This window comes from Acinetobacter sp. AR_0276 (assembly GCF_003000705.1).
GTDB classification, from domain to species: Bacteria; Pseudomonadota; Gammaproteobacteria; order Pseudomonadales; family Moraxellaceae; genus Acinetobacter; species Acinetobacter nosocomialis.
Genome location: NZ_PSQO01000004.1, coordinates 1,636,685 through 1,659,239 on the forward strand (window position 1 = coordinate 1,636,685; position 22,555 = coordinate 1,659,239).

Genomic DNA, 22,555 nt, shown 5'->3' on the forward strand with positions numbered 1-22,555 from the left:
CACTTTATTATTTAGATGAACTCATTATAGTAGGCGCACATTTTATCTCCTACTATGATGAAAGCTAAAAAAGCTTTCATGAATTTATTTAATTAGAGACTTGTCGTGGCTGATGAACAAAAATCCTTAACGGATGTTGCAAAAAATACAGGCGAACTTTTGCAAGAAGCAGGTACTAAAACCACTCAAACGGTTTTAGCACATACCGAGAAATATCATGATGCCTATACTACTATCGACAAAATCGTAGATAGTTTTTGGGAACGTGTACCTTATATCTGCATTGCGATTACCGTTTTTATTATTTTTTGGCTACTGACCAAATTATTTAAATTCTTTGTGCGTAAGACTTTAGAAAATCGTTCTTATACTCGCCAAAATTTGGTTCTTGTTTTAAACCGTGTCGGTAGTACAGCAATCTTATTCTTTGGTTTCTTAATTGCTTTAGTCATTATGATTCCAGGGTTTACGCCAGGCCAACTCATGAGTGCATTGGGTATTGGTTCGGTCGCAATTGGTTTTGCATTTAAAGATATTTTCCAAAACCTGCTTTCAGGTATTTTGATTTTATTGAGCGAGCCATTCCGTATTGGCGATTCGATTGTAGTGAATTCACTTGAAGGAACTGTAGAAGATATTCAGATTCGTGCAACGTTCCTGCGCTCACCGGATGGCCGTCGTATCGTTATTCCAAATGCAACCGTTTATACGAGTGCTTTAACGGTAAATACGGCTTACCATCAACGTCGCTGTGAGTTCGTAGTCGGTATTGGTTATGATGACGATGAGCAAAAAGCGAAACAAATTATTTTAGATATTCTCAACAATGACCGTAATGTACTCAGCCAACCTGCTTTCTCGGTTAACGTGACAGCTCTAGCAGACTTCTCGGTTAACCTTACGGTACGTTGGTGGATTAATACCACTGAGACAGATATTTCGTCATCTACAAGCACTATTCAAGCTGAAGTAAAACAAGCCTTCAATGCAAATGGCATTAATATTCCTTACCCTATTCAGGAATTAAAAATGGCCGCTAATCATTCGCCATTGAATGCTGAGAACTCAGCTAAATAAACGCCCTAAAATATAAGAAATAGACGTTTCGGTTCTTAAAATACGGTTGCCTAAGCTCATCGCTTGGCAGCCGTTTTTTATGAGTAAATCAACTTCATAAGGAATAAATCCCCCTTCCGGCCCAACCACTACACTACAAGCATGGCTAATATTAATTGGCATACGTTGCTCGGCATAAGGGTGAGCCACGTAGGCAGGAGATTCTTCTGAAATTAGGGTTGGCAAAACGTCTTCAACAAAAGGTTTAAAACGTTTATACATTTGAATTTCAGGAACAATTGTGTCGCCTGCTTGCTCAAGTCCAAGCGTAACGTATTGATCAATTTGCTGTAAAAATGGCGTTTGCCAATAGCTTTTATCAACGCGATAACTATGAATTAGGCTTATCTTTTCAACACCTAAAGTCACACTATCCATAATTAAACGGCGTAAAACTTTTGGTCTTGGCAAAGCCACAATTAAATGAGCTGGAAGTTTTGCTGGTACTGCTTCTTCACGAATAGGCCGTATACGGACTTCGTGCTCATTCATTGAAACAATTTCAGTGATATAACGGACGCCGTTGCGAATACCAACTTTTAGGTTCTGGCCGACCGTGATATCAAGATGTTCACGCAAATGCTGTAATTGACGTTTTGAATGGATAGACCATGTATCCGATTGAACATCTTCAGGCTCTAGTAAAACAATATTCATGATTTTTCGGCCAGATAGCGATTAATCACCCCAATATGTTTTTGTAATGAACCTTGATTACGATGCAATACTTTATGCGCCTGTGCCACTAGCTGTTCAGTCGCCTCAGGTTCTGCCAGACACGCTAGCCAGATATCAACGACCTGCTGTGCATCTTGAGCGATAAGCACAGCATTTTCATCAATAAATTCATCAACAATCGTTTGAAAGTTAAAGTAACGGGGTCCAACCACTGTAGGTACATTTAAAACCATCGGTTCTAAAATATTATGTCCGCCACCCGGCTCATTTAAAGAACCACCTACAAAGCACACCTGACTTAAGGCATACCATAACCAAAGCTCACCCATGCTGTCGGCTAAATAAACCTGTGTGCTCGCATGGATACTCTGTCCCATACTTCTACGATGCGTAACTAAATTTAAATTTTGGCAAATTTCAAATACTTCGTCGAAACGTTCAGGATGACGAGGCACCACAATACACACCAACTCACGGTCTGAATTTAAATGAGGCGCAAGTGCTTCTAAAATTTGTTGTTCTTCAGGTGCATGTGTACTGGCAATCGTCACAACCTGACGGTTTTCCAAATACCACTGCTGATGCAATTGGGCAGCTTGCTTAATAAAAGCCTCAGGTGCATGAATATCAAATTTAATATTTCCAACAACCTGACTTTTATGCTCGTCTAAACCAAGCTCGACATAACGCTGACGGGTTGCACTATCTTGCGCTAATACCCAATCGATTTGCTTTAACATACCAGCAGTTAAACTTGAGACTTTACTATAACTCTTTGCTGACTTTTCAGATAAACGAGCATTAAGTAATAAGCATGGTACATGCTGTAATTTGGCTTGATCAATTAAATTGGGCCAAAGCTCAGTTTCAACTAATGCTAAAAGTCTCGGTTTGTATGATTCGAAAAATTGTTTTAAAAGAGGCTTTTGATCTACAGGCAAATAAACTGCTTGGAATAAATCTAAATATGGCTCTTTTAAAAAAAGTGACTTAGCGCGTGCCTGACCGGTTTTTGTAGTATTGGTCACTAAAACTGGCTGCCCAAGTTTGAGATAGTGCTCAATAAGTGGCTGCGCAGCATTGGTTTCTCCAACTGAAACCGCATGAAACCAGATGGCTTTTACATTTTTCGGATCTTCAAACGGCCCAAATCGTTCCAGACATTCCTGATGATATAATTCCAGACTTTCTGCACGTCTTTTTATTCGCCAACGATAAAAAGGTTTTAATAAATGGAGTGCTGTGTTGTACCAAAATGGGGTCGCCAAGCGGTTTGCCTCAAATAGTCAAAATTTAAAAACTGGGGAAAATATAACATAGATAAAAAAAATGGCAGAGTTTCGATACCTAAACTCTACCATATACAAGAAAAGTCATTGACTGAACTCACAAAAGAGCAAGTTCAGCACATAGTAAATCTAAATAAAATAATGATTTTAAGAAGCTTCTAAAGCAGGATAGTCCGTATAACCTTCAGCGCCTTTAGCATATAAAGTCGTTGGTTGAAGCTCATTTAATGGTAGACCATGCTCTAAACGTTGTAATAGATCAGGGTTAGCAATATAAGCCTTACCAAAAGATACAGCATCTGCCTGACCTTCACGCAAAATACGTTTTGCTGACTCTGGTGTCAGGTTTTCATTGGCAATCCACACGCCATTAAATTTTTGACGTAATTGTGGACCGATACTATCGGCTGCTTCATATTCACGAGAGAAAATGAAAGCAACATTACGTTGACTTAATTGTTCAACCACATAACCGAATGTCGCTAGCGGATTTTCATCACCCATATCATGAGAGTCGCCACGCGGTGCAATATGTACACCTACTCGGCCAGCGCCCCACACTTCAATAAATGCATCAACCACTTCCAATAACAAGCGGGCGCGGTTTTCAACTGGACCGCCATACTCATCATCACGTTGGTTGGTATTACTTTGAAGGAACTGGTCAATTAAATAACCATTTGCAGCGTGTAATTCAACACCATCAAAACCTGCTACTTTAGCTAGTTCTGCTGAATGTTTATATTGAGCAACAACTTCTTTAATTTCTTCAATCGAAAGCGCACGTGGTTTTACATATGGGCGTTTAGGGCGTAATAAACTCACTTCACCGGCAGGTTGAATTGCACTTGGAGCAACAGGAATATCACCATCCAAGAGTTCAGGATCGGAAATACGACCCACATGCCAAAGTTGAACTACAATTTTTGAACCTTGTGCATGAACTGCTTCAATAATCTTATTCCACGCTTGTGCCTGCTCTTGTGACCATAGTCCAGGGGTATCTGCATAACCCACAGTTTTTGAACCAATCACTGTTGCTTCAGTGAGAATGAGACCAGCATTTGCACGTTGCTGATAATATTCCACCATTAAGTCGTTTGGAACACGACTTTCTCCACTACGTGCACGTGTTAATGGGGCCATTACCAGTCGATTTTTAATTTCAAAATCACCAACTGTTAAGGGAGTATTGAGTTCAGCCATGATCGCCTCGACTTACACTTTATTTGTTTTAAAGTGTTTGTTTTAAATGTTCGATATATTGCTGAATCAAAGCTTCGTTACGTGAAAAATAAGACCATTGTCCATATTTTTGGACCTGAATGAGACCAGCCTGCTGTAATACAGACAAATGATTGGACATTGTAGACTGAGCTACTTTACCCAAACGTTCAATATGACCTGCGCAAACCCCTTTTTCAAAACTACCACCACATTCTTCTACCGGTAAATAATGCGCAGGTTCCTTTAACCATTGCAGAATCTGCCGACGAAGAGGATTGGCTAGGGCTTTGCTAATTGCATCAATATCCATAGGCTCAACACGTCTTTTAAACGAACAAAGCTTTGTTCAGCATTTCGAAAACATAATATCGCATTTTTTCGATATTCATATCCATTTTTTTCGATATTCATATCGTATTTTTCCGATTAACTTCCGATCACTGAACTGCTTTGCCGTTTTAATCGCTAAAAATTTAATAGTTTAAAAGAACTAAAAGTTCAAAAGACTCTTATAACCCCTGCTTTAAACTCGCTTCAATGAAGCGATCAAGATCACCGTCAAGAACTGCACCAGTATTTGAGTTTTCAACACCTGTACGTAAGTCCTTAATACGAGAGTCATCAAGTACATAAGAACGAATTTGGCTACCCCAACCAATATCAGACTTCGAGTCTTCAAGTGCTTGAGCTGCTTCATTACGTTTTTGCATTTCTAGTTCATACAATTTTGCACGTAACTGTTTCCATGCATGATCACGGTTCGCATGTTGTGAACGTTGGTTCTGACATGCAACCACAATACCTGATGGAATGTGCGTCAAACGAACTGCTGAATCTGTTTTGTTAATGTGCTGACCACCTGCACCAGATGCACGGTAAGTATCGGTACGAACATCAGAAGGATTAATATCGATTTCGATATTGTCATCAACTTCTGGTGAAATAAATACCGCAGAGAATGAAGTATGACGACGGTTACCACTGTCAAATGGTGACTTACGCACTAAACGGTGTACACCAGATTCTGTACGTAACCAGCCATATGCATATTCACCTTCAACGCGAATCGTTGCAGATTTGATACCTGCTACATCACCATCAGATACTTCCATAAGTTCTGCTTTAAAACCGTGACGTTCAATCCAGCGCATATACATACGTAATAACATTGAAGCCCAATCTTGTGCTTCTGTACCGCCTGAACCTGCTTGAATCTCGACATAGCAAGGATTCGGATCCATTGGGTTGCTAAACATACGGCGGAATTCAAGTTTTGCTAATTCTTCTTCGGCAGCGCCAAGCTCAGATTGTACATCTACCAGCAAGCTTTCATCATCAGCTTCAACAGCTAAATCCAGCATTGCTTTTGCATCTTCAAGCTGTGTAGATAAACCATCTAAAACGTTAATAACGTTTTCTAGTTCGCCCTTTTCTTTTGCCATTGCCTGAGCACGGTTTTGATCATTCCAGATCGCAGGGTCTTCTAACTCACGTAAAACTTCTTCTAAACGTTCTTTTTTCAGATCGTAGTCAAAGATACCCCCGTAGTGTTTGGCTACGATCAGTTAAGTCTTTCAATTGGTTTAGATAAGGATTAATTTCCACGCGAGTGTTCCCATAAAAACAGATAAACAGTCGAATATTTTATCATAGCTATGGTTATCTTCGAACCTGCTTTAATTTATAACTGTCATTTCAATTTATAAATTTTTTAATTTTCTTTCAGAAGATTTTAAGCTTTATTCGTAACATCCCCATACAAAATTGGGTACTTTTCCAGCATTTTTGAATTTCTACACAAAATCTCCTCAATTTTAATAAAATAAAACATTATGTTTTTATGTTTTAAAATCAATATCTTAAATTAAATATAGTTACAGAAAAAGCACATGGTTACAGTCCGGTTACTTGCCCAAGATTGACGGTAAATGTTTTTGCTCTAGACTAAAAGTTGTAACAAAACATTTATAAAATCGTTTTTAGAGGGGAGAGATTCCATGAAAAAACTAGCAATTGCATCAGCTCTTTTATCTGCACTTGCAGTAAGTGGCGCAGCAAACGCTTACCAAGCTGAAGTTGGTGGTTCTTACACTTATCTTGATCCAGATAACGGCAGCAGCGTAAGTAAATTTGGTGTTGATGGGACTTATTATTTCAACCCTGTTCAAACACGTAATGCACCGCTTGCTGAAGCAGCATTCTTAAACCGTGCAAGCAACGTTAACGCACACGTTAACTATGGCGATAACAGCGGTACTAAAGATACTCAATATGGCGTAGGCGTTGAATACTATGTTCCTAACACTGACTTCTACCTTAGCGGTGATGTAGGCAGAAATGAACGTGAAATCGACAACACAAACTACGACCAAAAAGTTACAACTTATGCTGCAGAAGTAGGTTACTTACCAGCACCAGGTTTGTTACTTGCTTTGGGTGTTAAAGGTTATGATGAAAAAGACGGTAAAGACGGCGCAGATCCTACCGTTCGTGCGAAATACGTAACTCAAGTTGGTCAACATGACGTAAACCTTGAAGCGTATGGCGCGTTTGGTGACCTTGACGAATATAAAGTTCGTGGTGACTACTACATCGATAAAACTTTAAGTTTAGGTGTGGACTACTACAACAATGACTTAACTGATAAAGACGAATGGGGCATTAATGCTAAAAAATTCTTAAATCAGCAAGTAAGTCTTGAAGGTCGTATTGGTTTCGGTGATAACGACAACACTTATGGTGTTCGTGCAGCATACCGCTTCTAATCTTACCTAGATTTAAAAAATCCGCTCAATTGAGCGGATTTTTTTATTGATTTAAATGCACAATTCGTAGCTGTAAGCTCACATTGCCATTAAAAACGTTACGGTCTATTTCATAAACTAAATGTACATGGTCACGCATTGGATCAAACTCGAAGCGGCCGGCTGCGTTAAAAGCAATCGCATCGAAACTGTATTGATCTATCGCTAGTCTAAGTTTCAGGTGTGTCTCTTTGAGCCAACGGAAATCGATAACTTTAAAATGTCCCTCAAATTGAGGCAGTGGAAATTTTTGTCCCCAGGGCCCTAACTGCTCAATCCAGTTCAAGGTATCTAACTGCAAAGCAGAGACAGGTAACTCACCATCAGTCCATAATGTCGCTTGAAAGATTGATTCATCCATCGCAGCGACACAATCATTAAATACTGTCTTAAAAGCTTCAAAGTTTTCTTTACGAATCGTAAGGCCGGCTGCCGCAGCATGTCCACCAAAATGGCTGACCAACTCAGGATGTTGTTCAGCAACTTGCTCAATAGTATCTCGAATGTGAACACCATCGATTGAACGTGCTGAGCCCTTAATATGAACGCCATCCTCATCGGGTGCAAAAACAATCGTTGGCCGATGGAATTGCTCTTTCAAACGCCCCGCGACAATCCCGATGACACCTTGGTGCCAGTTTTCTTCAAACAGAACAAGCGCTGCTGGAATATCTTGCTGTGAAAGCTGCAAATTATCTAAAGCCGATAAAGCTTGTTGCTTCATCTCCCCTTCAACTTGGCGGCGGTCTATATTTAGCTGATTTAATTGTTGAGCAATTGGATAAGCAGTTTCCATCGAATCTGCTAATAAACACTCGATCCCAATGCGCATGCTCTCCATGCGCCCTGCTGCATTAATGCGTGGTCCAAGCACAAAACCTAAGTCTTGCGCACGTATTGAAGTTGCTTCCCGACCAGCAATATCGAGTAAAGCTAAAATCCCTACTCGACACTGATGCTGCTGAATACGTTTTACACCGGCATCAACCAAAATACGGTTGTTATAATCCAAAACAGCAACATCGGCATAAGTTCCCAAAGCGACTAAATCTAAATATTGAGTCACTTTACTTGTGCTTTTGCCTTGTCTATTGCGTAGACTCGCCAAATTGGCAAGTACATAAAAAGCAACGCCAACACCGGCAAGCGCCTTACTTGGAAACTCACATCCTAATTGGTTCGGGTTTACTACCGCCTCAGCAAGCGGGGTTTCTTTGGTCGTTAAATGATGATCGGTAATAATTACTTGCATGCCTAAGGCATGTGCTGCATCAACACCAGCATGGCTGGAAATTCCATTATCTACCGTAATTAATAGATCGGGTTTATAAGTTTGATAAGCAAGCTCAGCAATGGCTGGAGTAAGGCCATAACCATATTTGAAACGATCTGGTACCAGATAGTCGACTTGTGCTCCCATATCGCGAAGCACGAGCATCATTAAAGCAGTGCTAGTTGCACCATCAGCATCATAGTCTCCTACAATGACAATTTTTTTCTGCTCATCGATGGCTTGGTCCATTAATGCGACAGCAGCGTCCAACCCTTTGAGCTCTGGAGCAAGCAGGTTCTTAAGTTTTAGCTCTAATTCTTGTTCAGATTGCACCCCACGTCTTGCCAAAATCTCGGCAATAAACGGAGGCACGCCCTGAAACTGTTCAGGGCGCGTCAATAAAGGTCTTTGTTTAATTTGTATTTTTGTCATTTAAGGCATCAGTCGGTGCAATGTCCATTGACCGTCGATTTTTTCATAACTCAAGCGGTCATGTAAACGATTTGGTCGTCCTTGCCAGAATTCATAATAGTCCGGTTGCAGACGATATCCGCCCCAGAACTCTGGCTTATCGAGTACTTCACGGCTTTGAACTTGTTGTTGCAAGTCTTGAAAACGCTGTTGCAACAACTCTCGGCTTTCTATCTTACCGCTTTGAGGTGTACTGATATGAGCTGCGATCTGGCTATCACGTGGACGCTTATGATAATAGTCGGTAGATTCCTGTTCAGGAATTTTGACGACATGACCACCCACTCGTACCTGACGCTCTAAGCTAGGCCAATAAAATAACAGTTCAGCATATGGATTTTCTGCCAAATCTGCCCCTTTCTGGCTGTCATAGTTGGTATAGAAATCATAACCTGCTTCTGTCGCACCGCGTAACAAGACAGTTCTGACATGCGGACGACCGCTAGCGTTCGCAGTTGCTAAAGACATCGCATATGGTTCGTGCAAGTTGGCGGCTAAGGCATGATTAAACCAACCTAAGAATTGTTCGTGCGGATTACTCGCGACTTGTGTTTCGTACAATTCACCTTGTTCATAGCTTAAACGTAATTCACTTAAGTCTTTAATGACATCACTCATGCCATACACCTTATGCAACTTGCGCTTGTGAACGGACTGCATTTGCTAAATGTTCAGCCAAAGCATTCACTTCTTGTTCGTCATCACCTTCAACCATGACACGAATGACTGGCTCAGTTCCAGACTTACGAACTAAAATACGTCCACGTCCTTTAAGCTGTTCTTCTGCTTTATTGAACTCAGTCACTAATGCTGGAATAGAGTATGGATCAAGCATTTGTTCTAAACGTATATTTACAAGCACTTGTGGGAATAATTTAAAGTCCTGAACCAATTCATGAAGCGCTTTATTTTGCTCAACCATTACAGTTAACACTTGAAGTGCTGCAATAATCGCATCACCTGTTGTGCTCTTATCTAACGTTAAAATATGTCCAGATGGTTCTCCACCTGTGACCCATCCATTTTCATCTAATGCTTGTAATACATAGCGGTCGCCAACTTTTGCACGAACAAAGCCAACGTTTGCTTTTTCAAGTGCAATTTCAAGCGCCATATTACTCATGACAGTACCAACAATACCTACTGGCTTGTTTTTCGCTTGAGTCGCCAAAATATATAAGATGTGGTCACCATCAATTAAGTTCCCAAACTTATCAACCATCACGACACGGTCGGCATCGCCATCAAAGGCAATTCCTAGATCAGCTTCTTGCTCAACTACTGCTTTTTGTAAACTTTCTGGGTGAGTCGAACCACAGTTTTCATTAATATTTAAACCATCTGGTTCGTTGTACAGAGCAACAACTTTGGCACCTAACTCACGGAAAACTGATGGACCAACGCTATAAGCTGCACCATGTGCACAATCCACAACAATTTTTAAATTATTTAAATCGAAGTGATATGGAAATGTAGACTTACAAAATTCAATGTAACGACCATTTGCATCATTTACACGAACACTTTTACCTAAGTTCGCAGTATCATCAATAAATAACTCTTTTTCTAATTCTTTATTAATTTCTTCCTGTAATGAATCTGGTAATTTTTTACCTTCACTTGAGAAAAATTTAATTCCATTATCAAAATAAGGATTATGTGATGCAGAAATAACAATACCTGCATGCGCATGTAAAGCACGGGTAAGATGTGCAATAGCCGGTGTCGGCAATGGTCCAAGTAAGTGAACATATACGCCAGCAGCGTTTAATCCCGCCTGCAAAGCAGACTCTAAAATATAGCCAGATAAACGTGTATCTTTTCCTAATACCACAAGCGGTTTATTTTTTGGACTCGTTCGTTTTAATACCTTCCCTGCGGCGAACCCGAGTTTTAAAGCAAACTCTGGTGTAATCGGCATTTGCCCAAATTTTCCACGAATACCATCCGTTCCAAAATAACTCATAGCTTATCTCATTTTACGCCACTTCAGCCGTGGCTCATTTCATATATGGCTATTCTGCCATATCTATTTTCATCAGATTTACTTTACACCAAAAACAAAAAGCCGTCAGTGTACTGACGGCTTTCTTATTTGATTTGGTTACTAAAATCTAACCAACACGATAGTTCGGAGCTTCTTTAGTAATCGTTACATCATGAACATGTGACTCTGACATACCCGCTGAAGTAATTTTCACAAATTTTGCATTTTGGCGAAGGTCTTCAATTACTGATGAACCTGTATAACCCATAGATGAACGTAAACCACCCATCATTTGATGAACGATGTTACCCATTGGGCCTTTATATGGAACACGACCTTCAATTCCTTCTGGTACTAACTTTTCAGCACCTGCTTTTGAATCCTGGAAGTAGCGGTCAGCAGAACCTGTCGCTCCAGCCATTGCACCTAATGAGCCCATACCACGATATGCTTTGTAGTAACGGCCTTGGAAGAATTCAACCTCACCAGGCGCTTCTTCAGTACCCGCTAGAAGTGAACCAACCATGATTGTGCTTGCACCCGCACCGATCGCTTTTGCCATATCGCCAGAGAAACGGATACCGCCATCTGCGATTAGAGGAATTTGATCTTTCAGTGCATTAGCAACGCTGTCAATCGCAGAAATTTGTGGCATACCAATACCTGCCACAATACGTGTCGTACAGATAGAACCAGGACCAATACCTACTTTTACAGCATCTGCGCCTGCATCTAATAATGCCAATGCAGCATCACCAGTTGCAATATTACCGCCAATCACTTGGACTTGAGGGAAGTTTTGTTTTACCCAACGTACACGTTCAATAACACCAGCAGAGTGGCCGTGTGCTGTATCAACAACAATGACGTCAACACCAGCTTCAACCAATGCTTCTACACGACTTGGTGTTTCAACGCCTGTACCTACCGCAGCACCAACACGTAAACGACCAAGATCATCTTTACAACTATTTGGATAACTCTCAGCTTTACGGAAGTCAGTTACCGTAATTAAACCTTTAAGTTCGTTGTTTTCGCCAACGACCAAAACTTTTTCAATGCGATGCTTTTGCAATAATGCTTGAATATTTTCTTTAGACTCGCCTTCACGCACAGTCACCAAACGATCTTGGCCTGTCATGATGTTGCTAACAGGTTGTTCCAAGTTAGTTTCAAAACGTGTATCACGGCCTGTCACAATACCAACAACCTTGCCGTCTTTAACAACAGGTACACCGCTAATGTTATTAGCGCTGGTAATTGCAATAAGTTCACGTACTGTGGTTTCTGGGGTTACAGTGATTGGATCTTTCACCATACCCGCTTCGAATTTTTTCACACGGCGTACTTCTGCAGCTTGAGCAGCAATATCCATGTTTTTGTGCAAAATCCCGATACCACCATTTTGCGCCATTGCAATCGCCATACGTGACTCAGTCACCGTATCCATTGCAGCTGAAACTAATGGGATATTTAAATGAATGCCGCGAGTTAAACGTGTCTTTAAAGAGACATCTTTTGGGAGAACAGTAGAGTAGGCAGGAAGTAATAAGACATCATCGAAGGTTAGCGCTTCTTGAACGATGGTCAGCATAACAATCTCACTGGTAAATTCCGTGAGCTATTATAAACAAATTTCAATGCAATTTTCATATTATCTTTGCCTTTTTCAGCAATAGATATTTACCTACTCTAAATATTTCTCACTTATTATCGTGTTAGCTCATATTTAACTCACCTGATCATAATCATGATCATTTTCTGAATCTGCTGGGCTTACCTCAATCAAAGGAATCAATTGGTGCGCCAAGCGTGCTTTATTACACTGTTCATCTGCAATCTGTACTTCTTTACAGGTAGAACTACGCACAGCATAAATAGAACAACCTACCTCTTTACCAATTTCACCTGTTAAAGCCTGACATCGTGGCTGAGCTTGATTGGTTCCACGCATACACGAATAAACGGGTGTTAAAGGTTCAACGAGATGTTCATCCATTAACTCGGCCTCAGCCCAATAAAATGAAACCCGAAAATGTGCACAACACGCCCCACAGCGTAGGCACTCATCTGGAGTCGCAACTTGAGATAACATTTTTATTCAAATTCTCGTCATCAAAAATTTTTTCTATCGCGCAAAATCCTAAAAAAATTTCAAATTGGACTCAAGATATTGAAGATAACTTTTTATGTCGGACAGCTAAAAATTTGCTCAGTCATTAAATCTACGCCGCATGGTAAGGTCTCAATCCAGTCTAAAAACTGATTAATTATTTCTTTACCAATAAATGGAGTACCATGCTGAGGTACAATCATCTCAATATCCATTTGACGGACCATGTTGACCCATAAACGAATAACTTTATTGGAGCACATATAGCGCTGATGAAAAGCCTTCATTTTCATCACATGGGCATCAAAATCTTTGAGAGGCTGACTTGCATCCTCCACAATAGAAGCCCCCATATCACCAGAAAATAAAATCTTGGCAACTGGATCATAAAACTGAAAATTACCTACCGAATGTAGGAAATGGGCCGGAACCATGACAAGCTTTGATTCGCCTAGTTGAATCACTTGACCACGATCTGGTAGCTCAATCAGACGATCTTCCCAATTTCCTTTCATACGCTCACTCATAAATGATGAATTTAAGTGAGGTAAAAATCGTGCCCACAATTTAGAGGCCACCACCTTAGCATCGGTATAAACCAGCCAACGAGGCATTGAAGTAATAATATCTGGGTCCTGATGTGAAGCGATTACATAGTCCAAATTTTTAAGACGAGTATATTTATTAAGTTCCATCGTCAATGGAACATAGGTCAAGTCACCACCTGGGTCAATAACGGCTGCTCGTTCATGATCAATAATTAAAAATTGATTGGCTTGTATGCCTTCCCCTTTGACCAAACTGGTAAAACTAATACATTTATGTACGCCATTATCAAATAATATCTGTGATGTTGTTTTTTCAAACCCCATACAATTCCCCAAAAAAATTTTAAATATTAGATATTTTTATATCCCTACTAAAATAAAGGGATTCTAAAATGCTTGCAATGAATTAATTGATATTTCTCATAATATTTTAAAATAGATTTTACTTTTCTTATTCTAGAAATGAATCATCAAGAAATTGAGTAATCCTCTAACATTTCTTAAATAAGCTATATCGTAAAGTTTAACTTCTTCAAAGCTCAAAAAAACGCACTCTTCATGAATGCGTTTTTATACAAATTGAAAATAACTTAGAAGAAATAATGCTGTACTAGCGTAGAAACACCTACAACGAAGAAAATAGCTGCACCAATTTTATGAATCAGTGAGATAGAGAGACGTTCAGCTAATTTATTACCAATAAATACAGCTGGTGCATTGGCAATCATCATACCTAATGTTGTACCTAGCATCACCCAGAAAATACTGTCATAGCGTGCAGCTAAAGCGACTGTCGCAATTTGGGTTTTATCACCAATTTCTGCTAAGAAAAATAAAATAAAGGTTGCCCCAAAAACACCAAATTTTTGCCATTTATTAATACTATCGGTTTCATCATCGAGCTTATCCGGAATAAGCATCCAGAATGCCATACCAATGAAACCAACAGCGAGTACCCAGACTAAAATTTCAGGGCTTAGAACTGTGGTAATCCATTGCCCAAGCACAGCAGAAATACCATGATTAATAAGTGTTGCTAAAAGAATCGCAATTAAAATAGGAATTGGCTTACGGAAACGCGCAGATAGTAAAAGTGCCAACAATTGAGTTTTATCGCCCATTTCAGCGAGGGCAACAATCGAGGTAGAAATCAGAAATTCTTGCATGTCGGTTCTCTGGCTAGCATAAATGCCTATGACCTACCCCTCCTGCTAGCCAAATATCATAAAATGATTGCAGAGTGGTAAATCAAAGGTCTTGCCAACTCAGAAACGATGAGACGTTTAAGCTATGATGACCATGTTCTGTTGAACAATTATGTTGACCATCACCTATTCACCTTTGCTGTGAATAGCGGCTACTCCCCAATGAAGTATGCGTTTATTATATTCAAGTCACTCGATTTTTCAAACTTTCAAGTAACAAATTTTATCCACGCCCACACGACTAATCGTGCAATACCTAATATCACTGCAAAATAAGCACTTATATGAATAAAACCAATAGGGCTACTGCTCGTTCCAGCCTGATATTCAAAGGGCAAAATCAAAGTAGCAACAAACACCTCAAAACCCATCACCACATAAGTCATCCATTCCCATGGGAAGTGTAAAATACTGACCCATAATCCCATCAATAAAAACACAATCAATAGTAAGGGCAACATAATTTTCAGAAAACCTAACATTTACTACTTCTCCTTTATGTAATAACGAGAAATTTCTCCTCACTCTCGATAAATCCTGCTTAATCTGTAGATTAACCTAAAAATTAAGTCAAATAGACATTAAAACAAAACCCCGCCGAAGCGAGGTTTAGTATGTTCTTTCAAAGCATTAGATTAATAAAGTACGAATATCTTTAAGAAGTTTCGTAAGTTTATTTGTAAAGCGAGCTGCATCCGCACCATTAATTACGCGGTGGTCATAAGACAATGACAACGGCAACATTAAGCGTGGATCAAAGTCTTTACCATTCCATACAGGCTGCATCGTTGCAGGTGAAATACCCAAAATTGCAACTTGTGGCCAGTTAACTAGTGGGGTAAATGCTGTACCGCCAATTGAACCTAAGCTTGTAATCGTGAAGTTAGCACCTTGTAAATCTTTCGGTGTTAATTTCTTATCACGCGCTTTTTTACTGAGCTCACCCAATTCAACAGCAATTTGCTTAATTGATTTTTGGTCAGGATTACGTAGTACAGGTACTGTCAAACCATCTGGAGTTGCAACCGCAATACCCATATGGATTTCATTACGGAGCAATACAGATTTCTGATCATCTGCTAAGTGACCCGCGAAATAAGGCTCTTCTTTCAACAAGTGTGCTACAGCTTTTGCAATAAATGCCAAAATTGTTAGGCTTACACCTTGTTTCTTAAAGCCGTCTTTCAACTCACCACGCCAAGCTTCTAGCTCAGTAATATCCGCAAGGTCAAACTGAGTTACTTGTGGAATGTAGTTATTTAAAGACAACTGCGGAATTGATACTTGCTGCAAACGCGTCAGTACTTTTTCTTCCACGCCACCAAATGCAGTAAAGTCAGGAAGCTTTGGTAAACCCGAAACTGCTGGTGCAGCCGCAGCAACTGGTGCCGCTTGTGGTGCCGTTAAACGACTCTTCACATAAGCAAAGATATCTTCTTTAACAACACGGCCATGCTCACCAGAAGTTTTAACTTGTGACAAAATCACGCCAAGTTCACGAGCAAGCTTACGAACAGCAGGACCTGCATATACTTTAGCGTTTTCTGCTTCTTGCTCTTTCGTTAACTTATCAGTGCCAGATGTAGGCGCCGCAGGTGCAGACTGTGTTGTAGCAGGAGCAGCTGCTTTAGGTGCTGCTGCCTGTGGAGCTGGGGCTGCTTCTGCTTTTGCCGCTGGTGCAGCAGCAGGTGCTTGGCCTTCAGCTTCAATTGTTGCAAGCAATATACCTTGTGAAACTTGTTGGCCTGCTTGCAAGTGAATTGCTTTTACAACACCAGCAACGGTACTTGGAACTTCCACAGTTGCTTTATCAGATTCAACCACAACAAGGCTTTGGTCTACATCAACTTTATCGCCAACTTGTACTAAGATTTCAGCAACAACTGCTTTATCTACGCCCAAGTCAGGAACATTGATATCAACTGGACCAGATTGAGTAGCAGCTGCCGCAACAGTTTCTTGCTTTGTAGCAACTGGTTCAGCGGCTGCAGCTGGAGCTGGTGTAGTAGCAGGAGCTTCTGCTTGTGCACTTGATGCAGCTGCTGTTTTCACTTGAATAAGAACAACACCTTCTTTAACGGTATCGCCTTCTTTCACTTGAATACTTTCTACAGTACCAGCAACGCTACTTGGAACTTCCACAGTTGCTTTATCTGACTCTACAACAACAATACTTTGTTCAACATCGATCTGGTCACCCACTTTAACGAGGATTTCACCAACCAATGCTTTTTCAACGCCAATGTCAGGTACAGTCACTTCAACAGTAGAAGTTGATGTAGAGGCAGCAGGTTGAGTTGAAGCTTGAGTTTGCTGTGCAGGTGCTGGAGCAGCTGGTTTTTCAGCCGCAGGAGCTGGTGTTGGTTCCGGAGCTGCTTGTGCCGCACCTTCTGCTTCGATCTCAATCAAAGCAACACCTTCAGTCACATCATCACCTTGATTAATCAAGATGCTTTTTACGACACCTGCTGAAGTGCTAGGCACTTCAACAGTTGCTTTATCAGACTCAAGCACAACGATACTGTCGTCAACTTCAACACGGTCGCCAACTTTTACTAAAATTTCAGCGACGTTTGCTTTATCTACACCAATATCAGGGGTCTTAATTTGCATGCTTAGTTCCCCTCACCTGTTTGCGTTTCATTGTATTCAGCAACTGGCTGAACTTCCGGATGTGCTTGTGGAGCCCATGCAACCGGACGGTCAGTATCTAACTCAAAGTTAGAAATTGCATCTTTCACTAAACGTGCGTCTACTTCACCTTCGTCAGCTAATTTTTTCAAAGTAGCAACAACAATGTGTGCAGCATCAACACCAAAGAAACTACGTAAGTTCGCGCGTGTATCTGAACGGCCGTAACCATCTGTACCTAATGCAACAAATGGGCGACCATCTGGAAGATAGGCACGGATTTGTTCGCTATAAGCACGCATATGGTCGGTAGCAGAAACTACGATACCTTCCGTACCACGTAATTGTTTAGATACCCAAGATTCTTTAACTTCTTCAGCAAGTGGGTGTAGGCGGTTGTATTCTTCACATGCCATACCATCACGTGCTAACTCATTGAAGCTTGTTACACTCCAAACGTTTGAATGGATTTGGTATTCATCACGTAAGATTTTCGCAGCTTTAATCACTTCGCGAAGGATTACACCTGAACCAAGTAACTGGACAGTTGCTTTTTCATCTTTCTCGAATAAATACATACCACGTTTAATGCCTTCTTCAACGCCCTCTGGCATTTCAGGATGCTCGTAGTTCTCATTCATTACTGTTAAGTAATAGAACACACGCTCTTGGTTCACATACATACGTTGTAAACCATCATGTACGATTACCGCTAACTCATAACCAAAACATGGGTCATAAGACACGCAGTTTGGAATCGTGTTTGCCAAGATATGTGAATGACCGTCTTGGTGCTGTAAACCTTCACCGTTCAATGTCGTACGGCCTGCAGTCGCGCCTAACAAGAAACCTTGAGCTTGTGCGTCACCCGCAGCCCATGCAATATCACCAATACGTTGGAAACCAAACATTGAGTAATACATGTACATTGGAATCATTGGCAAGTTATTAGTTGAATAACTTGTCGCTAACGCAGCCCATGCACTCATCGCACCTGCTTCGTTAATCCCTTCTTGTAACATGTGACCGTCTTTTGCTTCACGGTAATGCATTAACTGTTCTTGGTCTTCTGGCGTGTATTTTTGGCCGTGAGCAGCATAAATACCAAGCTGACGGAACATACCTTCTAAACCAAAAGTACGTGCTTCATCTGGAACGATTGGCACTACGCGGTCTTTAATCGCTTTTTCTTTAAGTAAAGCAGCAATTAAACGAACCATCACCATAGTAGTTGATTGCTCTTTGCCACCCGAACCTTTCAACACTGCATCAAATACAGATAATTCAGGAATCGCTAAAGATTCACTCTCACGACGACGTGCAGGCAGGTATCCACCTAAAGCTTCACGACGTGCTTTCATATATTTCATTTCTGGAGAGTTTTCACTTGGGCGATAGAATGGAAGCTCTTCTAATTGCTCATCTGAAAATGGAAGATTGAAACGGTCACGTACATATCTTAAAGAGTCAATTTGCATCTTTTTGATTTGGTGAGTTTTGTTTACCGCTTCAATTTCTTCAGACAAACCATAACCTTTAATGGTTTTCGCCAAGATCACTGTTGGTTGGCCTTTTGCTTTCATCGCTTCTGCATATGCAGCAAAAACTTTGTAAGGGTCATGACCACCACGGTTTAACGCATCAATATCTTCATCACTTAAATCTTTTACAAGTTCCGCAGCTTCTGGGTACTTACCAAAGAATTTTTCACGTGTATACGCGCCACCTTTTACTTGATAACGCTGATAGTCACCATCAACAGCTTCTTCCATACGTGCTTTTAATGCACCGCTTGTATCTTTAGCAAGTAGTGGATCCCAATGACGGCCCCATACTACTTTAATGACACGCCAGCCTGCGCCACGGAAGATCGATTCAAGTTCTTGAATAATTTTACCGTTACCACGCACAGGTCCATCTAGACGCTGTAAGTTACAGTTCACTACCCAAATTAAGTTATCAAGCTTCTCACGACCAGCAAGTGAGATCGCACCTAAGCTTTCTGGCTCATCCATCTCGCCATCGCCGAGGTATGCCCAAACTTTACGATCTTCTTCTTTGATCAGGCCACGGTTCATCAAATATTTTTGAATGTGCGCTTGATAAATCGACATGATTGGACCAAGACCCATTGATACAGTTGGGAACTGCCAATAGTCCGGCATTAAATACGGATGTGGATAGCTTGGTAAACCGTTACCGCCAACTTCACGGCGGAAATTACTTAACTGTTCTTCAGTTAAACGTCCTTCAAGGAATGAACGTGCATAAATACCAGGAGCACAGTGTCCTTGGTAATAAATCATATCTCCGCCAAAGTTATCGCTGTTTGCGCGGAAGAAATGGTTAAAACCTACGTCATATAATGTTGCACTTGATGCGAAGCTCGCCAAGTGACCACCTAAATCATCACCTGTTTTATTCGCGCGAAGTACCATTGCTAAGGCATTCCAACGAATCAATGCACGAATACGGCGTTCCATATCTTGGTCGCCTGGCATTGCAGGTTGTTCTTCAACAGAAATTGTATTTAAGTAAGGTGTATTGAGACGTTGAATTGGAACATGCTTAGCAATTGCTTGTTGGTAAAGTTTTTCCAACAAGAATGCCGCTCGCTCAGTTCCCATATGTTGTAAAACTGAATCGAATGCATCTTGCCATTCTTGGGTTTCTTGTGCGTCGGAGTCACCGTAAAACGCCATAATTCACCTGTTCCTTGTTCTCTAATCTACTTTGTATTTTTACCACGTTTTGCCCCTCTCAAGTTATTGCCACGGGTGAATGTGAGGGGGCTCTATTATTTTCTGAATGAATAGTCATTGACCGAGCAGTAAACAAAATAACAAAAAAACGCCAATATTGGCGTTTTTTTATACGATCATTGCGTTAAGAAAGGTTTATGTTCATTTCAGATTCATAAATTTAATAACCTTGAACTTTTATGAAACTCTATTAAGGCAACATTGCTAAGTAAGTTGATGGATTCTTACGTTGACCATCTTTAACTACTTCATAATGTAAATGCGGTCCTGTACAACGACCTGTACAGCCCACGTTAGCAATATGATCACCAGCAGAAACCTGGTCACCTACACGAACTAATAAACGTGAAGCGTGTGCATAGCGTGTTAAATAACCATTACCGTGGTTGATTTCAACATATTGTCCATAACCTGTACCCCAACCTGATTTAGTTACAATACCAGGACCAGTTGCATAGATCGGTGTACCACTTGGTGCCGACATGTCTAAACCACCATGATGCTCTGCACGACCACCCATGGTACGGCCACCAAAGTTAGAAGAAACACGTACGCTATCTGGAAGAGGATGAGAAACTAACCAAGAATAAGGATTTGAAGAAGAGGCATTAAAAGAATTTTTTGCAGTCGTATGACCATATTTTTTGGCCAGTGAGTCATTATTGAGCTCAACTGTTTTAGGACGTAAAGTGACTGAAACTTTAGCACTCGCCGGAAGATCTAAATCATCAGGATGTGTATATGAACCTTGAGATAATGTTTTTGATAACTGTTCCAATCGATCTGAATCAGTAGATTGGTTAATATTTTGATAATCTGCAAAAGCAACCGATGCAGCCGAAGCGGCAAGTGAAAACGCTAATAAAATACGACGCGTGTGCATAAAAACCTCTTGAAACTGTTCTTACTCAAGTTCCTTATGATCTCTTCCTTGATATCAGTTGAAATGAACGCTTAAGATTAGGACAAGAAATCATTCGAGAACGATCAATGTCTAAACCCGATAACGTTTTTCAACAATCCGGAAAACACATAAAAACAGGAAACCTTACGTTTCTAACAACGCAAGTCGCGCAATGGCAAAGACTTACGAAAATAATCCAACCCTTATTGCCCCAACCGGAACAATGGCAGGTTGTGTGTTATCAAAATGGCACTTTAATTATTACTGGTGAAAATCAGGCAATGATTAGTCAACTCAGCTATTTACAGAGCCAATATATATCTAAATTATCTCAACTCGAAGGACTAAAAGACCTACAAAGAATTCAAGTTCGCTTAAGAAATAAAACTATTCCTACAGCGCCCCCATCTGAGCCTTCTAAATCCATCCCCCCGGAAACACAAGAAATGTTACGTAGTGCTGCCGACTTCGTGAGCGACCCTAAGCTTAGCCAAGCTTTACTACGTTTGGCAAGCAATAAAAAATGATGAGCTTTCTATTCCTTAATTAGAATCGTTCTTATTATGTGATTAAAATCACAGTTTTTATTGTTACATTATAACATAGCCAAATAAAGACAATGACTTATGTCACACTCACGTATGGAATTGGACAGTCTTTCTCGTCATTAAATGTTACAATTTCATAATTACTCGGATCACTTTGAACATTGCGTAATAGCTGATTATTTAAAGCATGTCCTGATTTATAGCCATCGAACTTGGCAATAATTTGATGACCAAGTAAATACAAATCACCTACTGCATCTAAAATTTTGTGACGAACAAACTCATCGGCAAATCGTAGGCCTTCTTCGTTCACAACACCTGTATCATCTACACCAATGGCATTGTCTAGACTTGCCCCTAAAGCTAAATTATTTGCTTTGAGGTAATCTAAATCCTTCATAAAACCAAAAGTACGTGCCTCACTGACTTCATACACAAAGGTTTCAGTAGAAAAATCGATAGTCGCAGATTGATATTCTTTTGCAAAGGCAGGATGATCAAAATCAATCGTAAAGTTGAGTTGAAAACCATTATGTGGTCTAAAAATCGCTTTTTTATCATCAATTAAAGCTTCAACTGGCTTTAATATTCTTATAAATTTTTTCGGTGCATCTTGTTCACGCAAGCCACCTTGCATTAACAAATAAATAAATGGTCCAGCACTACCATCCATAATGGGGACTTCAGATGCTGACACTTCCACGATTAAATTATCAATTCCTAAACCGGCAATCGCACTCATGACATGCTCAATTGTCCCTACCTTAATATCACCAGTGACAAGGTTTGAACACATAAATGCTTCTTGAATGAGCAATGCATTGGCAGGAATATCGACAGGTGGATCCAAATCGATACGGCGAAATACAATACCTCCATCCACGGTATGTGGAATGAAATTGATCATCACTTTTTGACCGCTATGAAGACCTATTCCACTCGCTTTTACCACACGACTGAGAGTACGTTGTTTCACCATGCTTTGTAACTTCTTTTTTA

At 40.4% G+C, this 22,555-nt stretch carries 20 protein-coding genes and 1 riboswitch; of the genes, 3 read left to right on the forward strand and 17 right to left on the reverse strand.

The features are described 5' to 3' along the window. Positions 1–105 precede the first annotated feature (105 nt). Positions 106–1,077 (forward strand): mechanosensitive ion channel family protein, encoded by a 972-nt coding sequence (locus tag CSB87_RS08640; RefSeq protein WP_031953543.1) that lies wholly within the window; start codon positions 106–108, stop codon positions 1,075–1,077. Here the strand turns inward: CSB87_RS08640 and CSB87_RS08645 are convergent. The 5 genes from CSB87_RS08645 to prfB all read right to left on the reverse strand — a co-directional run bounded on the left by CSB87_RS08645 (position 1,066) and on the right by prfB (position 5,915). Continuing rightward, positions 1,066–1,773, reverse strand: a complete 708-nt coding sequence (locus CSB87_RS08645) for a 16S rRNA (uracil(1498)-N(3))-methyltransferase (RefSeq protein WP_031953544.1) — start codon at positions 1,771–1,773, stop codon at positions 1,066–1,068. The two genes, CSB87_RS08640 and CSB87_RS08645, sit on opposite strands and share 12 nt — an antisense overlap. Next, positions 1,770–3,062, reverse strand: a complete 1,293-nt coding sequence (locus CSB87_RS08650) for a 3-deoxy-D-manno-octulosonic acid transferase (RefSeq protein WP_031953545.1) — start codon at positions 3,060–3,062, stop codon at positions 1,770–1,772. Before CSB87_RS08650 ends, CSB87_RS08645 begins: the two co-directional genes overlap by 4 nt. Positions 3,063–3,230: 168 nt before the next feature. Further along, positions 3,231–4,289, reverse strand: coding sequence for an alkene reductase (locus CSB87_RS08655; protein WP_031953546.1), 1,059 nt, complete (start codon positions 4,287–4,289; stop codon positions 3,231–3,233). A gap of 28 nt (positions 4,290–4,317) precedes the next feature. Further along, positions 4,318–4,620, reverse strand: coding sequence for an ArsR/SmtB family transcription factor (locus tag CSB87_RS08660; protein ID WP_002053977.1), 303 nt, complete (start codon positions 4,618–4,620; stop codon positions 4,318–4,320). A gap of 199 nt (positions 4,621–4,819) precedes the next feature. Then, positions 4,820–5,915, reverse strand: a protein-coding gene (gene prfB / locus CSB87_RS08665) for a peptide chain release factor 2 (RefSeq protein WP_099143691.1) whose coding sequence is annotated in 2 segments (ribosomal slippage) — positions 4,820–5,842 and positions 5,844–5,915 — 1,095 coding nt in all. Because the reading frame shifts where the segments join, the coding sequence is not laid out codon by codon here. Positions 5,916–6,307: 392 nt separating this feature from the next. Here prfB and CSB87_RS08670 point away from each other — a divergent pair. Beyond that, positions 6,308–7,075, forward strand: coding sequence for a putative porin (locus CSB87_RS08670; protein ID WP_002053751.1), 768 nt, complete (start codon positions 6,308–6,310; stop codon positions 7,073–7,075). A 43-nt stretch (positions 7,076–7,118) separates the two neighbouring features. On the opposite strand, the gene recJ is transcribed toward CSB87_RS08670, so the two are convergent. From recJ to CSB87_RS08725, 11 genes are all read right to left on the reverse strand, one after another. After that, positions 7,119–8,819, reverse strand: coding sequence for a single-stranded-DNA-specific exonuclease RecJ (gene recJ, locus CSB87_RS08675; protein ID WP_016803581.1), 1,701 nt, complete (start codon positions 8,817–8,819; stop codon positions 7,119–7,121). After that, on the reverse strand, positions 8,820–9,476 hold the full coding sequence (gene pdxH / locus CSB87_RS08680) for a pyridoxamine 5'-phosphate oxidase (protein WP_022576058.1): 657 nt from the start codon (positions 9,474–9,476) through the stop codon (positions 8,820–8,822). It lies immediately after the preceding gene. A gap of 10 nt (positions 9,477–9,486) precedes the next feature. After that, positions 9,487–10,824: a phosphoglucosamine mutase gene (gene glmM / locus CSB87_RS08685; protein ID WP_002053874.1), complete on the reverse strand. Its 1,338-nt coding sequence runs from the start codon at positions 10,822–10,824 to the stop codon at positions 9,487–9,489. A gap of 148 nt (positions 10,825–10,972) precedes the next feature. Then, positions 10,973–12,439 carry an IMP dehydrogenase gene (gene guaB, locus CSB87_RS08690; protein ID WP_002053986.1) on the reverse strand — a complete coding sequence of 489 codons (1,467 nt, stop codon included), beginning with the start codon at positions 12,437–12,439 and terminating at the stop codon, positions 10,973–10,975. A 135-nt stretch (positions 12,440–12,574) separates the two neighbouring features. Continuing rightward, positions 12,575–12,940, reverse strand: a complete 366-nt coding sequence (locus CSB87_RS08695) for a YkgJ family cysteine cluster protein (protein ID WP_002053785.1) — start codon at positions 12,938–12,940, stop codon at positions 12,575–12,577. A gap of 92 nt (positions 12,941–13,032) precedes the next feature. Continuing rightward, positions 13,033–13,830 (reverse strand): MBL fold metallo-hydrolase, encoded by a 798-nt coding sequence (locus CSB87_RS08700; RefSeq protein WP_031953547.1) that lies wholly within the window; start codon positions 13,828–13,830, stop codon positions 13,033–13,035. Positions 13,831–14,096: 266 nt separating this feature from the next. Then, positions 14,097–14,672: a TMEM165/GDT1 family protein gene (locus tag CSB87_RS08705; RefSeq protein WP_002053748.1), complete on the reverse strand. Its 576-nt coding sequence runs from the start codon at positions 14,670–14,672 to the stop codon at positions 14,097–14,099. Between the two features lie 15 nt (positions 14,673–14,687). Beyond that, positions 14,688–14,884: riboswitch (yybP-ykoY riboswitch) on the reverse strand. 36 nt (positions 14,885–14,920) lie between these two features. Beyond that, positions 14,921–15,193 carry a hypothetical protein gene (locus CSB87_RS08710; RefSeq protein ID WP_031953548.1) on the reverse strand — a complete coding sequence of 91 codons (273 nt, stop codon included), beginning with the start codon at positions 15,191–15,193 and terminating at the stop codon, positions 14,921–14,923. A gap of 148 nt (positions 15,194–15,341) precedes the next feature. After that, on the reverse strand, positions 15,342–17,324 hold the full coding sequence (locus tag CSB87_RS08715; protein WP_031953549.1) for a 2-oxo acid dehydrogenase subunit E2: 1,983 nt from the start codon (positions 17,322–17,324) through the stop codon (positions 15,342–15,344). A gap of 2 nt (positions 17,325–17,326) precedes the next feature. After that, on the reverse strand, positions 17,327–20,044 hold the full coding sequence (aceE, locus tag CSB87_RS08720) for a pyruvate dehydrogenase (acetyl-transferring), homodimeric type (protein WP_002053926.1): 2,718 nt from the start codon (positions 20,042–20,044) through the stop codon (positions 17,327–17,329). 250 nt (positions 20,045–20,294) lie between these two features. Further along, a complete protein-coding gene (locus CSB87_RS08725) occupies positions 20,295–20,987 on the reverse strand; it encodes a M23 family metallopeptidase (protein WP_002053809.1) in 693 nt (230 codons plus the stop codon). Positions 20,988–21,094: 107 nt separating this feature from the next. Here CSB87_RS08725 and CSB87_RS08730 point away from each other — a divergent pair, with 107 nt between their 5' ends. Beyond that, positions 21,095–21,535 (forward strand): DciA family protein, encoded by a 441-nt coding sequence (locus CSB87_RS08730; protein ID WP_004711488.1) that lies wholly within the window; start codon positions 21,095–21,097, stop codon positions 21,533–21,535. 97 nt (positions 21,536–21,632) lie between these two features. Here CSB87_RS08730 and lpxC read toward each other — a convergent pair whose 3' ends face one another. Then, the gene (gene lpxC, locus CSB87_RS08735) at positions 21,633–22,535 is read right to left on the reverse strand and encodes a UDP-3-O-acyl-N-acetylglucosamine deacetylase (RefSeq protein ID WP_004711487.1); all 903 of its coding nucleotides are present in this window, start codon (positions 22,533–22,535) and stop codon (positions 21,633–21,635) included. Positions 22,536–22,555: the final 20 nt, after the last annotated feature.

Excerpts from the sequence above, each read along its gene's own strand:
- aceE (WP_002053926.1), bottom strand. The coding sequence starts at position 20,044 with ATGGCGTTTTACGGTGACTCCGACGCACAAGAAACCCAAGAATGGCAA.
- lpxC (WP_004711487.1), bottom strand. The coding sequence starts at position 22,535 with ATGGTGAAACAACGTACTCTCAGTCGTGTGGTAAAAGCGAGTGGAATA.
- CSB87_RS08660 (WP_002053977.1), bottom strand. The coding sequence starts at position 4,620 with ATGGATATTGATGCAATTAGCAAAGCCCTAGCCAATCCTCTTCGTCGG.
- CSB87_RS08670 (WP_002053751.1), top strand. The coding sequence starts at position 6,308 with ATGAAAAAACTAGCAATTGCATCAGCTCTTTTATCTGCACTTGCAGTA.
- recJ (WP_016803581.1), bottom strand. The coding sequence starts at position 8,819 with ATGACAAAAATACAAATTAAACAAAGACCTTTATTGACGCGCCCTGAA.
- CSB87_RS08730 (WP_004711488.1), top strand. The coding sequence starts at position 21,095 with ATGTCTAAACCCGATAACGTTTTTCAACAATCCGGAAAACACATAAAA.
- guaB (WP_002053986.1), bottom strand. The coding sequence starts at position 12,439 with ATGCTGACCATCGTTCAAGAAGCGCTAACCTTCGATGATGTCTTATTA.
- CSB87_RS08645 (WP_031953544.1), bottom strand. The coding sequence starts at position 1,773 with ATGAATATTGTTTTACTAGAGCCTGAAGATGTTCAATCGGATACATGG.
- pdxH (WP_022576058.1), bottom strand. The coding sequence starts at position 9,476 with ATGAGTGATGTCATTAAAGACTTAAGTGAATTACGTTTAAGCTATGAA.
- CSB87_RS08655 (WP_031953546.1), bottom strand. The coding sequence starts at position 4,289 with ATGGCTGAACTCAATACTCCCTTAACAGTTGGTGATTTTGAAATTAAA.
- CSB87_RS08695 (WP_002053785.1), bottom strand. The coding sequence starts at position 12,940 with ATGTTATCTCAAGTTGCGACTCCAGATGAGTGCCTACGCTGTGGGGCG.
- CSB87_RS08715 (WP_031953549.1), bottom strand. The coding sequence starts at position 17,324 with ATGCAAATTAAGACCCCTGATATTGGTGTAGATAAAGCAAACGTCGCT.
- glmM (WP_002053874.1), bottom strand. The coding sequence starts at position 10,824 with ATGAGTTATTTTGGAACGGATGGTATTCGTGGAAAATTTGGGCAAATG.
- CSB87_RS08725 (WP_002053809.1), bottom strand. The coding sequence starts at position 20,987 with ATGCACACGCGTCGTATTTTATTAGCGTTTTCACTTGCCGCTTCGGCT.
- CSB87_RS08705 (WP_002053748.1), bottom strand. The coding sequence starts at position 14,672 with ATGCAAGAATTTCTGATTTCTACCTCGATTGTTGCCCTCGCTGAAATG.
- CSB87_RS08710 (WP_031953548.1), bottom strand. The coding sequence starts at position 15,193 with ATGTTAGGTTTTCTGAAAATTATGTTGCCCTTACTATTGATTGTGTTT.
- CSB87_RS08700 (WP_031953547.1), bottom strand. The coding sequence starts at position 13,830 with ATGGGGTTTGAAAAAACAACATCACAGATATTATTTGATAATGGCGTA.